Origin of the sequence: Pseudoalteromonas sp. SG44-8 (genome assembly GCF_014164125.1) — a bacterium.
In the GTDB taxonomy this organism is placed as follows: Bacteria; Pseudomonadota; Gammaproteobacteria; order Enterobacterales; family Alteromonadaceae; genus Pseudoalteromonas; species Pseudoalteromonas rhizosphaerae.
The window spans coordinates 1-15279 of sequence record NZ_JACJEQ010000046.1; the positions used below are offsets into that span (position 1 = coordinate 1).

At 41.4% G+C, this 15279-nt stretch carries 9 protein-coding genes; 5 read left to right on the forward strand and 4 right to left on the reverse strand.

Features of this window, described 5'->3' with window-relative positions:
• Positions 1 to 4470 (forward strand): Ig-like domain-containing protein (locus H5163_RS20200; protein WP_182735833.1); only part of this gene is annotated, 4470 nt, incomplete at its 5' end.
• Positions 4471 to 4520: 50 nt separating this feature from the next.
• Here the strand turns inward: H5163_RS20200 and H5163_RS20205 are convergent.
• The 4 genes from H5163_RS20205 to mnmC all read right to left on the reverse strand — a co-directional run bounded on the left by H5163_RS20205 (position 4521) and on the right by mnmC (position 9346).
• Positions 4521 to 6005: a methyl-accepting chemotaxis protein gene (locus tag H5163_RS20205; protein WP_182735834.1), complete on the reverse strand. Its 1485-nt coding sequence runs from the start codon at positions 6003 to 6005 to the stop codon at positions 4521 to 4523.
• Positions 6002 to 6853, reverse strand: coding sequence for a transporter substrate-binding domain-containing protein (locus tag H5163_RS20210; protein ID WP_145241513.1), 852 nt, complete (start codon positions 6851 to 6853; stop codon positions 6002 to 6004). Before H5163_RS20210 ends, H5163_RS20205 begins: the two co-directional genes overlap by 4 nt.
• Positions 6854 to 6962: 109 nt before the next feature.
• Positions 6963 to 7292: a hypothetical protein gene (locus H5163_RS20215; protein WP_182735835.1), complete on the reverse strand. Its 330-nt coding sequence runs from the start codon at positions 7290 to 7292 to the stop codon at positions 6963 to 6965.
• A 29-nt stretch (positions 7293 to 7321) separates the two neighbouring features.
• A complete protein-coding gene (gene mnmC / locus H5163_RS20220) occupies positions 7322 to 9346 on the reverse strand; it encodes a bifunctional tRNA (5-methylaminomethyl-2-thiouridine)(34)-methyltransferase MnmD/FAD-dependent 5-carboxymethylaminomethyl-2-thiouridine(34) oxidoreductase MnmC (protein ID WP_145241508.1) in 2025 nt (674 codons plus the stop codon).
• A gap of 177 nt (positions 9347 to 9523) precedes the next feature.
• Between mnmC and fabB the strand changes: the two genes are divergently transcribed.
• The 4 genes from fabB to H5163_RS20240 form a co-directional block, all read left to right on the forward strand.
• The gene (gene fabB, locus H5163_RS20225) at positions 9524 to 10735 is read left to right on the forward strand and encodes a beta-ketoacyl-ACP synthase I (RefSeq protein ID WP_145241506.1); all 1212 of its coding nucleotides are present in this window, start codon (positions 9524 to 9526) and stop codon (positions 10733 to 10735) included.
• 109 nt (positions 10736 to 10844) lie between these two features.
• The gene (locus H5163_RS20230; RefSeq protein WP_145241504.1) at positions 10845 to 11963 is read left to right on the forward strand and encodes a 4-phosphoerythronate dehydrogenase; all 1119 of its coding nucleotides are present in this window, start codon (positions 10845 to 10847) and stop codon (positions 11961 to 11963) included.
• 51 nt (positions 11964 to 12014) lie between these two features.
• Entirely contained in the window at positions 12015 to 13031 is a 1017-nt protein-coding gene (locus H5163_RS20235) for an aspartate-semialdehyde dehydrogenase (protein WP_182735836.1), read from the forward strand.
• A gap of 319 nt (positions 13032 to 13350) precedes the next feature.
• Positions 13351 to 15279, forward strand: a 1929-nt coding sequence (locus H5163_RS20240) for a FimV/HubP family polar landmark protein (protein ID WP_310736658.1), incomplete at its 3' end; no start/stop codon positions are given.

Below are 15279 nucleotides of genomic sequence, written 5' to 3' on the forward strand. Positions count from 1 at the left end.
ATCATTTACACCGCCAATGCAGATTACTATGGTGACGACAGCTTTACTTACACAGTTAAAGACAGCAATGGCGCGATATCTAACCTTGCTACTGTCACCATGACCGTGAACCCAGTCAATGATGCACCTTTAGGTATTCCGCAAAGTTTAATACTTGCTGAAGATAATAGCGTCTTGATCACCTTAGTTGGCTCAGATATTGAGAACGATGATCTAAGCTATCGTCTTGATGAAGGCGCATTACATGGCTCGCTTGTGCAGCAAAGTAATGATAGTTGGTTATATACGCCAAACGCTAATTATAACGGCAGTGATGGCTTTAGTTTTGTTGTTAATGATGGACAGTTAGATTCAACAACAACCCCGGTATCGTTAGTTATCACCGCAGTTAATGACGCGCCAATTGTGGGTCTACAAACTGGCGTTACTGATGAAGACATGCCAGTCGTTATGAACTTACTCGGTAGTGATGTTGATGGTGATAGATTAACTTATACAATCGTTAGTCAACCAACTCATGGCGCTGCGACTATCTCAGGTGAGCAAGTTACTTATCAAGGCAGTGCAAATTACTTTGGTGACGATCAGTTTAGCTATATAGCGAATGATGGATTACTTGATTCAGCACCAAGCACAGTGTCAGTAACGATTAATAGTATTAACGATTTGCCAGTGATTACTGGAGTACCAAGCTTAGCTATTAATGAAAATGACTTATATAGCTTTGTACCACTAGCGACAGATAATGATGGCGATAACCTCAGCTTCAGTATTGAAAATAAACCAAGTTGGTTGAATTTTGATACCACCACAGGGGAGCTATCAGGCAGACCAAGCAATGCAGATGTAGGAAGTTATGCAGGCATCACGGTGAGTGTAACGGATGGGATTGCAAGCCAAAGTTTAACCCCATTTACACTGACAGTAGTGAATGTTAACGATGCACCAACAATCAGCGGTTCACCTGCAACATCAATCGCGCAAGATACAGGTTACTCATTTACGCCAATTGTGTCAGATATTGATAATACCAGTTTATCATTGACGATTTCGAACAAGCCGAGTTGGGCAACGTTTGATAGCACAAGTGGTACATTAAGTGGTATACCGACACGAGATGACGTTGGTCTATATAGTAATATTTTGATCACCGTAAGCGATGGGCAGTTAAGCAGTACGCTTAACCCATTTAGTATTGATGTAACGTATGTAAATGCGCCGCCTGTTGCTAATGATATGGTAATGCGCGTTAAAGAAGATAATAACCTCAGTGTTAGTGCTCAGGTTAGCGACAGTGATAACGACAATTTAGTTATAGAAGTGGTCACTCAACCACAGTTTGGTAGCTTAACGGTGCAAGGAACGGTATTTAGTTATCAGCCACAGGCTGATTATCATGGTAGCGACACCTTTAGCTATTTAGTGACTGATGGTAAAGCAAGTTCAGCTGTAGCTATGGCGTTAATTACTGTTGAGTCAGTAAACGATCAACCGGTCGCTGTGGAAGATACCTTTGACTTAGCGCGAACTGAAAGCGGCCGTTATATACTTGATGTATTGGCGAATGACACTGATGTTGATGGTGATGTAATAACAATTATTGGTGCTAGGGCGTCAGTGGGTACAGTGAGTATTGTTGACCAGCAGCTTGTCTATCAATTTAGCGCAAGTACCCAAGGCACTATTAAAGTTGAGTATATTATTGCCGACCCAGCGCAAGCACAAAGCACAGGGTTTGCTTATATTAACTTTACTGATAGCCAAGCGGATGCACCAACCATTACACCTCCAGCTGCTGTGAATGTTGATGCAACAGGATTGTTTACTCGAGTTAAGTTGGGTACAGCTCTTGCGTTTGATAGCGAGCAAAACCCTCTACCTGTTACTACTATCAATCAAAGTATGTTGTTTACGCCAGGCGTACATCAAGTGTATTGGCAAGCGATAGACAGTAATGGTAAAACCACAACTGCTAGCCAGCAAGTAATGGTTCACCCGCAAATATCACTAGGTAAAAATAAAGTTGTTGCTGAGGATCAAAGTTATACCACTCGGGTTTACTTGAATGGACCAGCGGCAAGTTATCCTGTCACTGTACCTTACAGCGTATCTGGAACCGCAACATCAGATGATCATGATTTAATCAGCGGTGAAGTGGTTATTGAACAAGGCCTCGTTGGTGAGATCAACTTTAGAGTCTTTGCAGATAGTGAGATTGAAGCGGATGAAACAATTGTTATAACGCTTGACGATAGCCTTAATACTGGCGCGCAAGCCTCTAATATTATGACTATTTCAGAGAGTAATATAGCACCAAGCTTAGTTACGATAACGGAGCAAAATAATCAGCCTCGGCCATTTGTTTTAGCTAGTGACGATCTCGTAACAATTACAGCGTTGGCAACAGATAATAACCCTGGAGATAATATTTCATTTAGTTGGCAAGCAGCAGATGAACGGATTGTTGATCTAGGTAATGCGGCTGATACATTTGTGTTCTCTACAGCTGAACTCGATATTGGTATTTATGAAATAGCAGTAACCGCAACAGATGACGCTGTGGATAGCTTATCAACTACAGTGACCAGTTATGTTGAAGTGGTAGCTCAGTTACCTGAGTTAACAACTGCCGATACTGATAATGACTTAATACCAGACAATATCGAAGGTCTACAAGATAATGACCGTGATGGTATTCCTGATTATTTGGATAATATTAATGAATGTAATGTATTACCTGAGCAAGTAAATGAGTCAGCGCAGTTTCTTGTCGAGGGGGATGCGGGAGCATGTTTAAGAAAAGCATTCTCAAGCATACAAAATAGCAGTGGCGCAGCACAATTGTTTGAAAATGAATTGCCTGCAGATGTTGGGATGGATAACTCTGGTGGTTACTTTAGCTTTATAGTAACCGCCATGGAGCAAAAAGGTGAAAACTACCACATAGTGCTTCCGCAAAGAATGCCAATACCAGCGGGGGCGATTTATAGAAAGCTTATCAATAATGAGTGGATTGACTTTAATACCAGCAACGGCGATAAGGTCTATTCTACTCAAGGTGAGCAAGGGTATTGCCCTTCACCAAATAGTCAGCTGTGGCAAGAAGGGCTTAAAGAAGGTGACTGGTGTGTACAATTACGCATAACTGATGGTGGTATCAATGATGCTGATGGCGTAGCGAATGGTCAAATTGTTGATCCAGGCGGCGTTAGCGTTATGAGTAGTAATAACAGCGCGCCTGTTACACAATCAGATCAAGTAACTATTGCACTAGGTAATAGTATTGTTATTGATGTGCTTAGTAATGATAGCGATGCAGATAATGATGTACTGACGCTCACCAGTGCAAGTGTTGATTTTGGTGAGGTAGCAATCGTTAATAATCAACTTAGTTATCAACCATTACTTGATTTTATTGGTACTGCAACGATCAACTACAGTGTGTCTGATGGTAAAGGTGGAACAGCATTTGGTACAGCGACTGTTAGTGTGGTAGTAAACAGTGCCCCAACAACTATTGGTGATACTGCAAGCACCAATGACCGCACGCAAATAGTTATTGATGTGCTCTCCAATGATAGCGATGCGGATGGCGACGCACTTAGTTTAATAAGCGCGCAAGCTACGCAAGGCACAGTCACTATAAATAACGATGGCACATTGAATTACCAGCCCAAAGCAGGTTTTGAAGGTGTTGATTTTATTGAGTATACAGTTTCTGACAGTAAAGGTGCTGAAGCAAAAGGAGAAGTAAAAGTGACCGTAAAAGCTTATACAACCACCACGGTTAAAAATAGCTCATCAGGTAGTTTAGGCAGCACCATGGTGTTGTTAATGATTGGGTTAGTCTTTATACGTCGCCAATCAAAACTGACGCCATGGGCTTTACTCGCTACGGCTGTGGTAGTCAGTCAGCCTGTACTAGCTGGTGAGTGGTCTATGGATGGCACGATTGGTTATGCGGCCGTTGCAGGCTCCACCACAACTGATCAATCAGTCGAATTAGCGAATACTGAATACGATGATACCGATATTAGTTGGTCAATAGGCGCAATTTATTCGTTAGCGACTAATTGGCAATTTGGCGTACGCTATATCAACTTAGGTGAAGGTAGTATGACCTTTGTTGGAGATACGCTTGATCCAAGTAATGCGCAATTGAATGTATCACAAACCGTGCCGGTATTGTCACAAGGACCTGCGATACAAACAGCTTATGTATTTCCGCTGTTGGGCCAAGTTAAGAGTAAGGTTTTTGTAGGGGCTTTCCATTATCATTATTCAATCGATAGCCGCTCATCTACGGGGCAAAAAATTACATATAGTGACACCAATACACGCCCTTATTTTGGCGCGCAATTAGCTTATCCAGTGCTTGAAAATACAGATGTTTCAATTAACTATAGCCATTATAAGCTAAGAGAAAATGATGTAAATGAATGGGCGCTAGGGTTCCAATATCAATTTTAGGAGTCATTAAAGCGTAAATGAAACGGCTAGCCTTCTAGCCGTTTTTGCATTTAATACTTAAACAACCCAAGTTTAGCCACAATGCCTTTTTCAAGATCATTGAGCTGCTTAACTGTCTTATCAAGATGATCCGCTTCTTGGGCAAGCGACTTTGCGCCATGATTGATTTTTTCCATGGTGGCTAATACTCCTTGCGTAACCGAGGTTTGTTCTTCTGAACTGGCTGCAATGCGTTCATTCATTAAGTTTATCTCATCAACTTGTTGAGCGATATTATGAAAAACGCGTTGGCTTTGCTCGTTCGCGCTAGTAACGTCGGTACTCACTTGTTTGCTTTTTTGTGTGGCGGCTACACATTCACTGGCGTTGGTTTGTAGTGCAGTAATGATATTTTCGATTTCTGATGTGGAATGGTAGGTTTTACTCGCAAGTGCGCGAACTTCATCAGCAACTACGGCAAAGCCTCGGCCAGACTCTCCAGCACGTGCAGCTTCAATTGCTGCATTAAGCGCTAATAAGTTGGTTTGTTCGGCGATACTTTTAATCACATCAAGAACTTGGCTTATCTCACTACTGCGACTATCAAGTTGCTCTACCACCGTTGATGTGTGATCTAATTGATTTTCAAGGTCGTTTATCAAACTACTGTTATGACTCATCGATAGCTCGCCGTCTTGGCAAAGTCCTTGTACTTGCATTGTTTTATCCGCTGTTTGCGTCGCTCCAAGGGCAATTTCTTTAGTCGCTAGGGTTAATTGACTCAGAGAGGAGGTTGCCGCATCGGTTAATTGATATTCTTGCTCGGCTTCATATTTTGAACGCACTGTTGCTTCGTTTACTGTTGCGGCAATCACTTCAAGCTCGGTAGCTGTTTGCCCCAGACTTGAGATTATTTGCTGCACTTCATTAATAAAGCGGTTAAAGCCCGCAACTAAATGGCCAATTTCATCCGTAGATTGATAGTTTATTCGCTGAGTTAAATCGCCAGAGCCACGGGCAAGTTCATCCACCAATTGATTGACACTGACAATCGGTTTGATGATCAGTATGCGGCATACGCTAAGAATAATAATGCCTAACAAGGCAAATGAAATGGCAAGGGTGATAACCATGGTACTTAATGCTTTGTTGATGCCATGGTTTAATTCATCTTGGCTAAAGCTGATATGGATAGTACCAATTGGTTGTTCTGAGAATGTTAGATCAATTTGCTGCTTGAGCAATTGCTTTGTTGTATTGCTGGGTTTATCAAGTCGACCAAGTTCGATACCACGATGATCAATAACATGCAGTTGTTGAATATCTGGATTTTTAGCAAATGCCTGCAATATTTGCGCGATCAGGGGTTTATCATATGAGAATACTGGCTCGGCTAAAATAACCGTTAATTGTTGCTTTATCGCATCAACATTTTTATGCCATTGTTTGGTTTCATCATTTTTTAGTAATACGTAGTTTACCCCAATTACAAAGCTAAAAGTGACGAGTAAACAAATACTAAGCGCTGTGATTATTTTTCTTTGTAATGATTTCATTGCGTGTTGCTCTCGTTAAGTGGATCAAACCACAGTGCGTGTTGTAATAGTGGAGTGCGTGATGACAGGCTAGGGTTCTGTAATGGGATCACCTTTCGTGTTGCTAAGTTAGCTTTAGCTAGTACCATTTTTACTTGGCTGTCGTTAAAGAACATGGTGGTAAAAGTGCCATCGGCAATCATATCTTGTAGCGCAGAATTAAGCTGGCTGGCGAGAGTGTGGTTATCCTTAGCGACAAAGAAATATAACGGCGCGGTATATTTTAGTAAAATGTAAGGATCAACGGTCAGGTTTAACTCACTGTTATTAGCTATTTCATCCCATGGTTCGTTTACGCCACGGGGAAAGTAATCAAAGCGATTACCTTCTAACATCGGAAATAAATTAGGGTATTTTAAGGTAGTGATCACCTTTAAGCCATTCGCTTTGAGTATAGCGGTATCGGGCCACGTTTTGCCTTGTCCGGCGCTAAATTGATAGAGGTCTTTAATAGAGTTTACATGTTTAAATATATGCTGATTTTGTTGAGTGACCATCGCCAAGCGCATACCCAACAAACCACGAAATAAAGGGATATAAATTGCTTGATAGTCTTGCTCAAGCTGCTCAGAAGTCATGCTCCACATCACATCTAACTGACCATTTTTTACATCATTTAAAATACGTGCATTTGAAATGTCTTTATCACTTTCGTAAGGATGTATATATGCAAGGTTTTGCCTCGCTAATGCGGTTAGTAATAGTTTGTGTGGTAAGGAGGTATCACCTGAGTAGCTTTGTAATTTGATTGCTGCGGCGTTGCAATAGTTACTGCCGCAGAGAATCAATATATAAAGTAAATAGCGCATTAAAGACCGTGTTGTTATTATTGTGTTAATAATAAACTACGGTGCTTTTGCTATAAGCTCAACAGTTTGTTTTATGCATACGTATTCAGATCAGTTCGCCGTCAAGCGATTATGGTTGCGTGATCATAATCGCTATTTCGGTTCGGTAGTCACGAGCATATAAGCTGATCCGCACGGTTTTCTTGTCGATGGTATAAAACAACGTTCGGCGTTTATTATCACCGATAATAAGCTCAGACTTACCTAAAGCTTGTTGATAAAAAGCACTCACTTTTGTAATCGACTGAGCAACATAGCCAGTTTGTATCAGTGGGTAGTCATCGGCAATTTGTAATGAGTACTTAAAATCAGCTGGTAGCGGAACGCTGTCTAAATTTGCAGCGCAAGTCACTGAGGTTAGGCTTATTGCTAACATCAGTGGTGTTATTATTTCTATCACATCGGTTCCTACACGCTATTTTTGCTAAGTTAAATTTTATTTCGAATTAAATCTCTTACAATAAAGCGGGCTGGGTGAATCGCTTGGCTTACTCGTTCACTCAAAGGCTGTGGTTCATTGTTAAGTGCAGCAACTAATTGTTCTGCACACAGGGGCGCACTGCATAAGCCACGAGCCCCAAAGCCTGTGAGTATGTGTAGTCCTTGTTGTGGTTTTTGTAAGGATTGATATTGATAGCGTTTCCCTGCGCGTAAATTGGCAAACGCGTGAATATAATCACTTTGCTGCGGCCATTCTCCGGCCATAGGGAGGTGATCAATAAAACTACAACGTACAGCGGCTTTAGCTGCCGTGATCTCACCTAGACTACTGGCAAAGTCGGTTTGTCCATAAAAGTGAAGCAGTTGCTCGCGATTTGTTTGATTGTCTTGGTCTTTGACTGCGCGGCTTTTTGAGTTCTTCTCGAATGTTGCGCCCATACAGTGATGGTCTAAATAAGCAGGAGTAAAGTAGCCTTTATGACATAGCACGGTTTTTAGTTTACGTGATGCAGGACTTGCTTGTACATGGGATACTTGACCACGCACGCCAACAATTGGCAGAGCCTGAGTTTGTACAAAACGGTCGCTGTGCTCACCAGCACATACAATAACGTCACTAAATGGGCCAAACTGTTGCCCTTGGCTCAATAACAGCCAGCCTTGCGGGGTTTTCTCAAGCTGTTCGATATCACAATTAAAATGGCTTTTAATTGGTTTGAGTTTATGGGCTTGTTGGAACAGAGCGCTCACTAATTGTGGTGGGTTAACCCATCCACCTAACGGGAAATATACGCCAGAGTAGCCTGTACTTACACCGGCAATTTCATCACCTTGCTCAGGCGTTACGCCGTGCATGAGTTCATCTGGCCACAGCTGTTTATGTTCAATATTTTGATGGCGCTCAACTAAGGGTTGTTTGATCGCGTGTTGTAATACGCCGCACCATTGATGATCATAGTGAAAGCCATTCTCAGTGAGTTGCTGATAAAGTCGTTTCGCATATAAAAAACTGTGCGCAAAAAGCTCACTGTGCGGGGAGTTTTTTGCTTGTAAGTGCGGATAAATCGCACCTTGCACATTATGAGATGCGCCCATCGCGAGTTGGGGATCTTGGCAAAAAAGTTGGCTGTTAACCCCACGTTTCGCCAAGCTATATAAAATAGCGCTGCTGGCTATCCCTCCGCCAATGACAGCAACGTTTTTAAGTGAACTTTGCTGATGAGCCAGATAAGGTGGCGCCGATTGTGCTTGGTTAGCATGGGCTAAAGAACCAATCAGCATTTCATTTTTTTTGCCATGACCTTTGATTTTTTGTACCGCAAACCCTGCATCAGCAAGACCTCTACGTACAACACCTGCAACCGTAAAGGTTGCAAACGTGGCATTACTACGAGAAATATCCACCATTGAATTAAATAAGGCTGGCTGCCACATTTCTGGGTTTTTACTCGGTGCAAAGCCATCTAGATACCACGCATCGATAATACCTGTTTGCGGGTAGCTTATAGCTGCGAGTGATTCTTGCACATCGCCAAAATATAAATCGAGTATAATTTGACCATTGTCAAATTCAAGACGATGGCAACCAGCCAAATTAATCGGGTACTTAGCAAGTAACTGTTTACTCAATGGTGCTAAACTAGGCCATACTTGCAATGCCTTTTGCAGATCGTCTGTTTTAATCGGATACTTTTCAAAAGACATAAAATGTAAGCGCTGCACATTTTGTTGTGCTGGGTTGTGAACTTCTTGACTATGATGTTGCCTACTGGTTAGATTATTTTTAAATTGTTGCCATGTATTTAAAAAATTAAGCCCAGTACCAAAACCAGTTTCAGCGATAACGAAATGTGCACGGTCATGATTTTGTAATCGATGAGGCATATTATTTTGCTGGTAGAACACATAATCAGACTCAGCTTGGCCATCATCGTTCGAAAAGTAGACATCGTTAAAGTTGTCTGCAACGGGTGTACCTAAGTTATTAAAGTGAATTTCAGCGTTTTTAATCATGGCATGCAATTAATGAGTACTTTTTTTCATTATTTTACGTGTTTTCTTTGAAATAGTCTGGCGTTATTTATAAGCTAGAGGTTCAGAGTACAAGTGTACGCTAGAAAGCTGACCACTTCGTTGTAAGTTTCAGCGTAAAATAGAACACAATTTAGTATCAAGCTAAGGTAATTACCCATGAGAAGAGCCGTTATTACGGGCATCGGTGTTGTATCAAGCATCGGTAACAACAAAGAAGAAGTATTAGAATCGTTAAAAACAGGTAAGAGCGGAATCGCTTTTAACCCAGAATTTGCTGAATATAAGTTACGTAGTAACGTATCCGGCAAAATTGATATTGACGTTAAAGAGTTTGTTGATCGTAAAGCAATGCGCTTTATGGGCGATGCCGCTGCGTATTCGTATATTTCAATGGCACAAGCAATTGCAGATTCTGGTTTGTCTGATGATCAAGTATCAAATGAGCGCACGGGTATCATTGTGGGTTCCGGTGGTGGTTCATCTAAATGGCAGGTTGAAGCGGCTGACATTTTACGTGAAAAAGGCGTAAAACGTGTAGGTCCTTATATGGTTCCGCGCACCATGGCCAGTACAACATCGGCATGCTTAGCAACACCATTTAAAATTAAAGGTGTTAACTACTCAATCAGTTCAGCATGTGCAACATCTGCACACTGTATTGGTAACGCAGTTGAGCAAATCCAATTAGGCAAACAAGACGTTGTTTTTGCCGGTGGCGGTGAAGAGCTTCACTGGACATTGGCAATGGAATTTGACGCAATGGGCGCACTGTCTACCAAATATAATGAAACACCTGAAAAAGCCTCTCGTACTTATGATGCTAACCGCGATGGATTTGTTATCTCTGGTGGTGGCGGTATTGTTGTTGTTGAAGAACTTGAACATGCGCTTGCACGTGGTGCACACATTTATGCTGAAGTTGTTGGCTATGGCGCAACATCTGATGGCTATGACATGGTTGCACCATCAGGTGAAGGTGCTGCACGTTGTATGCGTCAAGCAATGCAAGGCGTTGACAGCATTGATTATCTAAACACTCACGGTACATCTACACCAGTAGGTGATGTAAAAGAGTTAGGAGCAATTCAAGAAGTATTTGGTGGTAATTCACCGATGATCAGCGCGACTAAAGCAATGACAGGCCATGCACTGGGCGCCGCTGGTGTGCATGAAGCTATTTTCTCACTATTGATGTTAGAGCATAGCTTTGTTGCGCCTTCAATCAATATTGATGAGCTAGATGAACAAGCTGCAGGCTTAAACATTATCACTGAGCGTAAAGACGTTGAACTAAATACTGTTATGTCTAACAGTTTTGGTTTTGGTGGTACTAACGCCACGTTAGTGATGAGTAAATATAAAGGCTAATTAAAAAGCCACATTACAATTAAAGCCGAGCAACTTGCTCGGCTTTTTCGTTTTCAAAGTCGGCTATGTTCGTTACAATAGCGGCTCTTAGTGCTTACTGGACTTGTTAATGAAAATTCTTGCAGACCAAAACATGCCACTTGTTGAGCAATATTTTGCTGATTTTGGTGAAGTAACGCGTTTTGATGGTCGTACATTACAAAGCGAACAGCTCATTGATGTTGATGTATTATTAACTCGCTCGGTAACCTCAGTAAATGAAGCACTGTTAATACATGCTAATAAATTACGCTACGTAGGTACGGCGACAATCGGCGTTGATCATATTGATACTGATTTACTCAAACAACGTGATATTGCATTTACGAGCGCACCTGGTTGTAATGCCGTTGCTGTGGCTGAATATGTGATCAGTAGCTTGTTTGCACTGTGCCAAGAAAATGCCTGCACCTTGGAACACAAAACCATTGGGATTGTCGGAGTGGGCAGTATTGGTAGCTGTTTGCGAGATAAATTAGCCGCGCTTAATGTCACTGTATTAGTATGCGATCCACCTAAGCATGAAGCGGGACAATTAGCCGAGCATACAGATATTGATGAGTTGTTGAGTAAAGCGGATATCGTCACTTTCCATGTGCCGTTAGTAACGACCGGTAAACATAGTACCTTGCATTTAATGAACAAAGCGCGTTTAGCAGCGCTTAAACCTGGCACTATTTTGATTAATGCCAGTCGCGGCGATGTGGTCGATAATCATGCTCTACTGGAAATTATGCGCGGTGGTGCCAAGCTCGATGTGGTATTAGATGTATGGGAAAACGAACCTTCTATATTAACTGAATTGCTTGAGTTTGTGCGTTATGCCAGTGTCCATATCGCAGGCCATACCTTAGAGGGTAAAGCACGTGGCACGCAAATGCTCTATGAAAAGTTGTGCGAGCTTAAAGGTTTGCAAACAGGCAAAGCATTAGCTGATTTTTTACCAGTGCCCGCGTTTACCCAAGTTACATTACAAGAAACCTTTAGCGAAGCTGATTTAGGTCAGTTGATCCATCTGGTTTACGATGTGCGTCGTGATGATGGTATTTTGCGATGCAACTTAGCAAGTGAAGGGTTTGATAGCTTACGTAAAAACTACCCCATTCGACGTGAATTTAGCACAGTCAAAGTGCTAGGTGCAGGCGCATATTCGCCTTTGCTGCAAGGGCTTGGTTTCGTAGTCGAATAACTTAAAATTTAAACAGCGGCCACAATGGCGGCTGTTAAACGAGGAATACACATGTCACAAAAATATAATGTTGCCGTACTTGGCGCTACAGGTCTTGTTGGTCGCCAAATTATTGAAACGTTAGAAGATCGTAAGTTTCCTGTTGATCAATTATTTTTATTGGCAAGTAGTCGCAGCGCTGGTGAAGATATTAAGTTTCGTGGTGAAACTATTGAAGTGCAGGACGTTGAAGGGTTTGACTTTAGCCTAGCGCATATTGGTTTATTTTCTGCCGGTGGCAGTGTGTCAGAAAAATACGCACCTATTGCCGCTGATGCAGGATGTGTAGTAATTGATAACACTTCGCACTTTAGAAATGATTTTGAAATACCACTGGTTGTGCCAGAAGTAAATGCAGCAAGCCTTGCTGATTTTAGAAATCGCAATATCATTGCTAATCCTAATTGCTCAACTATTCAAATGATGGTGGCATTAAAACCTATTTATGATGCATACGGCATCGATCGTATTAATGTATCTACTTATCAAGCAGTATCGGGTGCAGGCAAAAAAGCGGTTGATGAACTTGCAAAACAAACTGCTAATTTAATGAATGCACGCCCTGTAGATAGCGAAATATTTCCAAAGCAGATGGCGTTTAATGTTATCCCACAAATTGATGTTTTTGAAGATAACGGTTACACCCGTGAAGAAATGAAGATGGTTAACGAAACCCATAAAATTCTGGGTGATACCACAATTGCTGTTAATCCGACATGTGTACGAGTTCCGGTATTTTTTGGTCACTCAGAAGCGATTAACATTGAAACACGTATGCCGTACGACTTTGAACATGTAAAACAATTACTTAATGACGCGCCAGGGCTTGAACTTATAGAAGACGAAGGGGATTACCCAACCCCGGTTACAGATGCAAGTGGTAATGACATTGTGTATGTAGGGCGCTTACGTCAAGATATCTCACATCCGCATGGTTTAAATATGTGGGTTGTAAGTGATAATACCCGTAAAGGGGCCGCAACGAACAGCGTGCAAATAGCTGAAGAGTTGATAGCGAACTATCTTTAATTAAAAGCAAGAAAAGCGGCAGTTTGTCGCTTTTTTATTTTTTAACTGCCAAATAATTGCCGCATAGCTGCTAAAAGCGTATAAACTTAATCTTAACGATAAAAAACTCTTCCGGCTAATAAAGTTTAAGCTATTACGTTTCAAAGTGTTGCGATGGATATTAAGCCGCAACTGGTTTATAGTTTGCAACTGGAATAGAGCTTGCAGGAAAGACTTAATTAACTATTTATTTATGTACGTTATTTCTGCAAGAAATAATCAATGTTTAAGCGTCTAATTTAATGGCGCTGCGTTAACATTTAAACATTAAAGGATCAGCATGCGCGGTTTAGCTACACTCCTCTTATTAGCGTCTGCATTGGTGGTAACACCGATATACTCCCAAGACGGCAGCCAACTTAAAGGGCCTAAAGGCGTTGATTATGGCGTTCAAGGGCGTTCTATTGGGCCAATAAAGCCAACCGATACACTATGGCGTATTGCTGCAAAAGTGCGACCTGATAACTCGGTCAGTATTTATCAAGTTATGCAGGCTCTGTATGAAAAAAATCCGCAATCATTTTTAGATCAAAATCTCAATCATATGCGCGATGGTGCGTATTTAAAAATCCCTACCTTAGCTGATATCCGCGCAGTAAGCCCGGAGCTTGCCAAACAGCGTTCAGAGCAAGATGATGAGCTATGGGAAAAAAAGAAAAATGGCACGCTTACGAACAGCGAAATTACTGCTTCACAAACCAAAGTAACTCAAGCACGCAAAGTGGATGTTGATGAAGCTAAGCAAGAATTAAAACAAGAAATCAACAGCATTAAAACCCAACAGGGCAGTCAGCTTGTTGAATTACAAAAGCAGTTCAAGTCGTCAGTTGATAATGTCGAAGAAATTTTAGTTGAAAACAATAAATTAAAGCAACAGTTAACTGGTGTGTCTAAAGAGCTTGAAAATATTCGTGAGCAACTTGGTAAAGACAGTGAAATTCAACGCCAACTTTCTGAATTAATTGCAAAACAGAACGAAATTATAGAGCAACAACAAGCAAAAAAGCTCGAAGAGACTAGTGAGTTTGACTTTGCTGGGCTATTAGCCAATCCACTAGTTCTCATTCTATTAATGACAATTCCAGCGTTATTGATCATCTTTGCAATCGTGATGTTTTTACGTAAACGTAACAACAAAGAAGATGAAAGCACTGATGATGACGAATTTTTACCACAAAGCCCCAGTTATACTGCCGAGGATGAGCTTGATTTAGGCCCATCCCTTGATCCCATTGTTCCAGATCCAGTTCAAGAGGACGATGATGTAAGTATTCAGCTTGATGATCTTGAGAACGATATTTTACCTGATGACGACGATATTATTTTTGATGACAATATTGATGATGCGTTTGAAGATGGTGACAGTTTATTAAATCAAGACGAGCTAGATGGTTTACTGAGCGACGACATTGTATTTGATGATGAAAGCGACGAAGCTAAAGAAGAAGATGATGAACTTGATATCTTCATGCAGCAAGATTTTGATCAAGCAGATGATGATAGCTTAGGCGACGACATTGATTTAGATATTAAAGCCGACAACAATGATGGCGATATTCTAAGTGCATCAGATCTAGATGATTTATTTGCTAATGACAACGATGAACCGACTGCTGAATCAGATGACTCGCTTGACTCAGATGATGACTTAGCAGCACTCAGTGAAGAGTTAGCAGATGAAGATGATGACTTTGATATTGATGCATTGATTGATGAACAAAGCAGTAATCAACCGACAGATAAGAATGACGGCGATAACGACGAATTTGATTTAGACGATATTGACAGCCTTATTGATGAAGCTGGCGATAAAGCGACTGCAGAGCCGGATCTGGCTGAAGAAGACGAATTTGATCTAGACGATATTGACAGCCTTATTGATGAAGCTGGCGATAAAGCGACTGTAGAGTCGGAGCTGGCTGAAGAAGACGAATTTGATTTAGACGATATTGACAGTCTAATTGATGAAGCTGGCGATAAAGCGACTGTAGAGCCGGAGCTGGCTGAAGAAGACGAATTTGATTTAGACGATATTGACAGTCTAATTGATGAAACTGGCGATAAAGCGACTGCAGAGCCGGAGCTGGCTGAAGAAGACGAATTTGATTTAGACGATATTGACAGTCTAATTGATGAAACTGGCGATAAAGCGACTGCAGAGCCGGAGTTGGCTGAAGAAGACGAATTTGATTTAGACGATATTGACAGT

Excerpts from the sequence above, each read along its gene's own strand:
- H5163_RS20210 (WP_145241513.1), bottom strand. The coding sequence starts at position 6,853 with ATGCGCTATTTACTTTATATATTGATTCTCTGCGGCAGTAACTATTGC.
- H5163_RS20230 (WP_145241504.1), top strand. The coding sequence starts at position 10,845 with ATGAAAATTCTTGCAGACCAAAACATGCCACTTGTTGAGCAATATTTT.
- H5163_RS20235 (WP_182735836.1), top strand. The coding sequence starts at position 12,015 with ATGTCACAAAAATATAATGTTGCCGTACTTGGCGCTACAGGTCTTGTT.
- mnmC (WP_145241508.1), bottom strand. The coding sequence starts at position 9,346 with ATGATTAAAAACGCTGAAATTCACTTTAATAACTTAGGTACACCCGTT.
- fabB (WP_145241506.1), top strand. The coding sequence starts at position 9,524 with ATGAGAAGAGCCGTTATTACGGGCATCGGTGTTGTATCAAGCATCGGT.
- H5163_RS20205 (WP_182735834.1), bottom strand. The coding sequence starts at position 6,005 with ATGAAATCATTACAAAGAAAAATAATCACAGCGCTTAGTATTTGTTTA.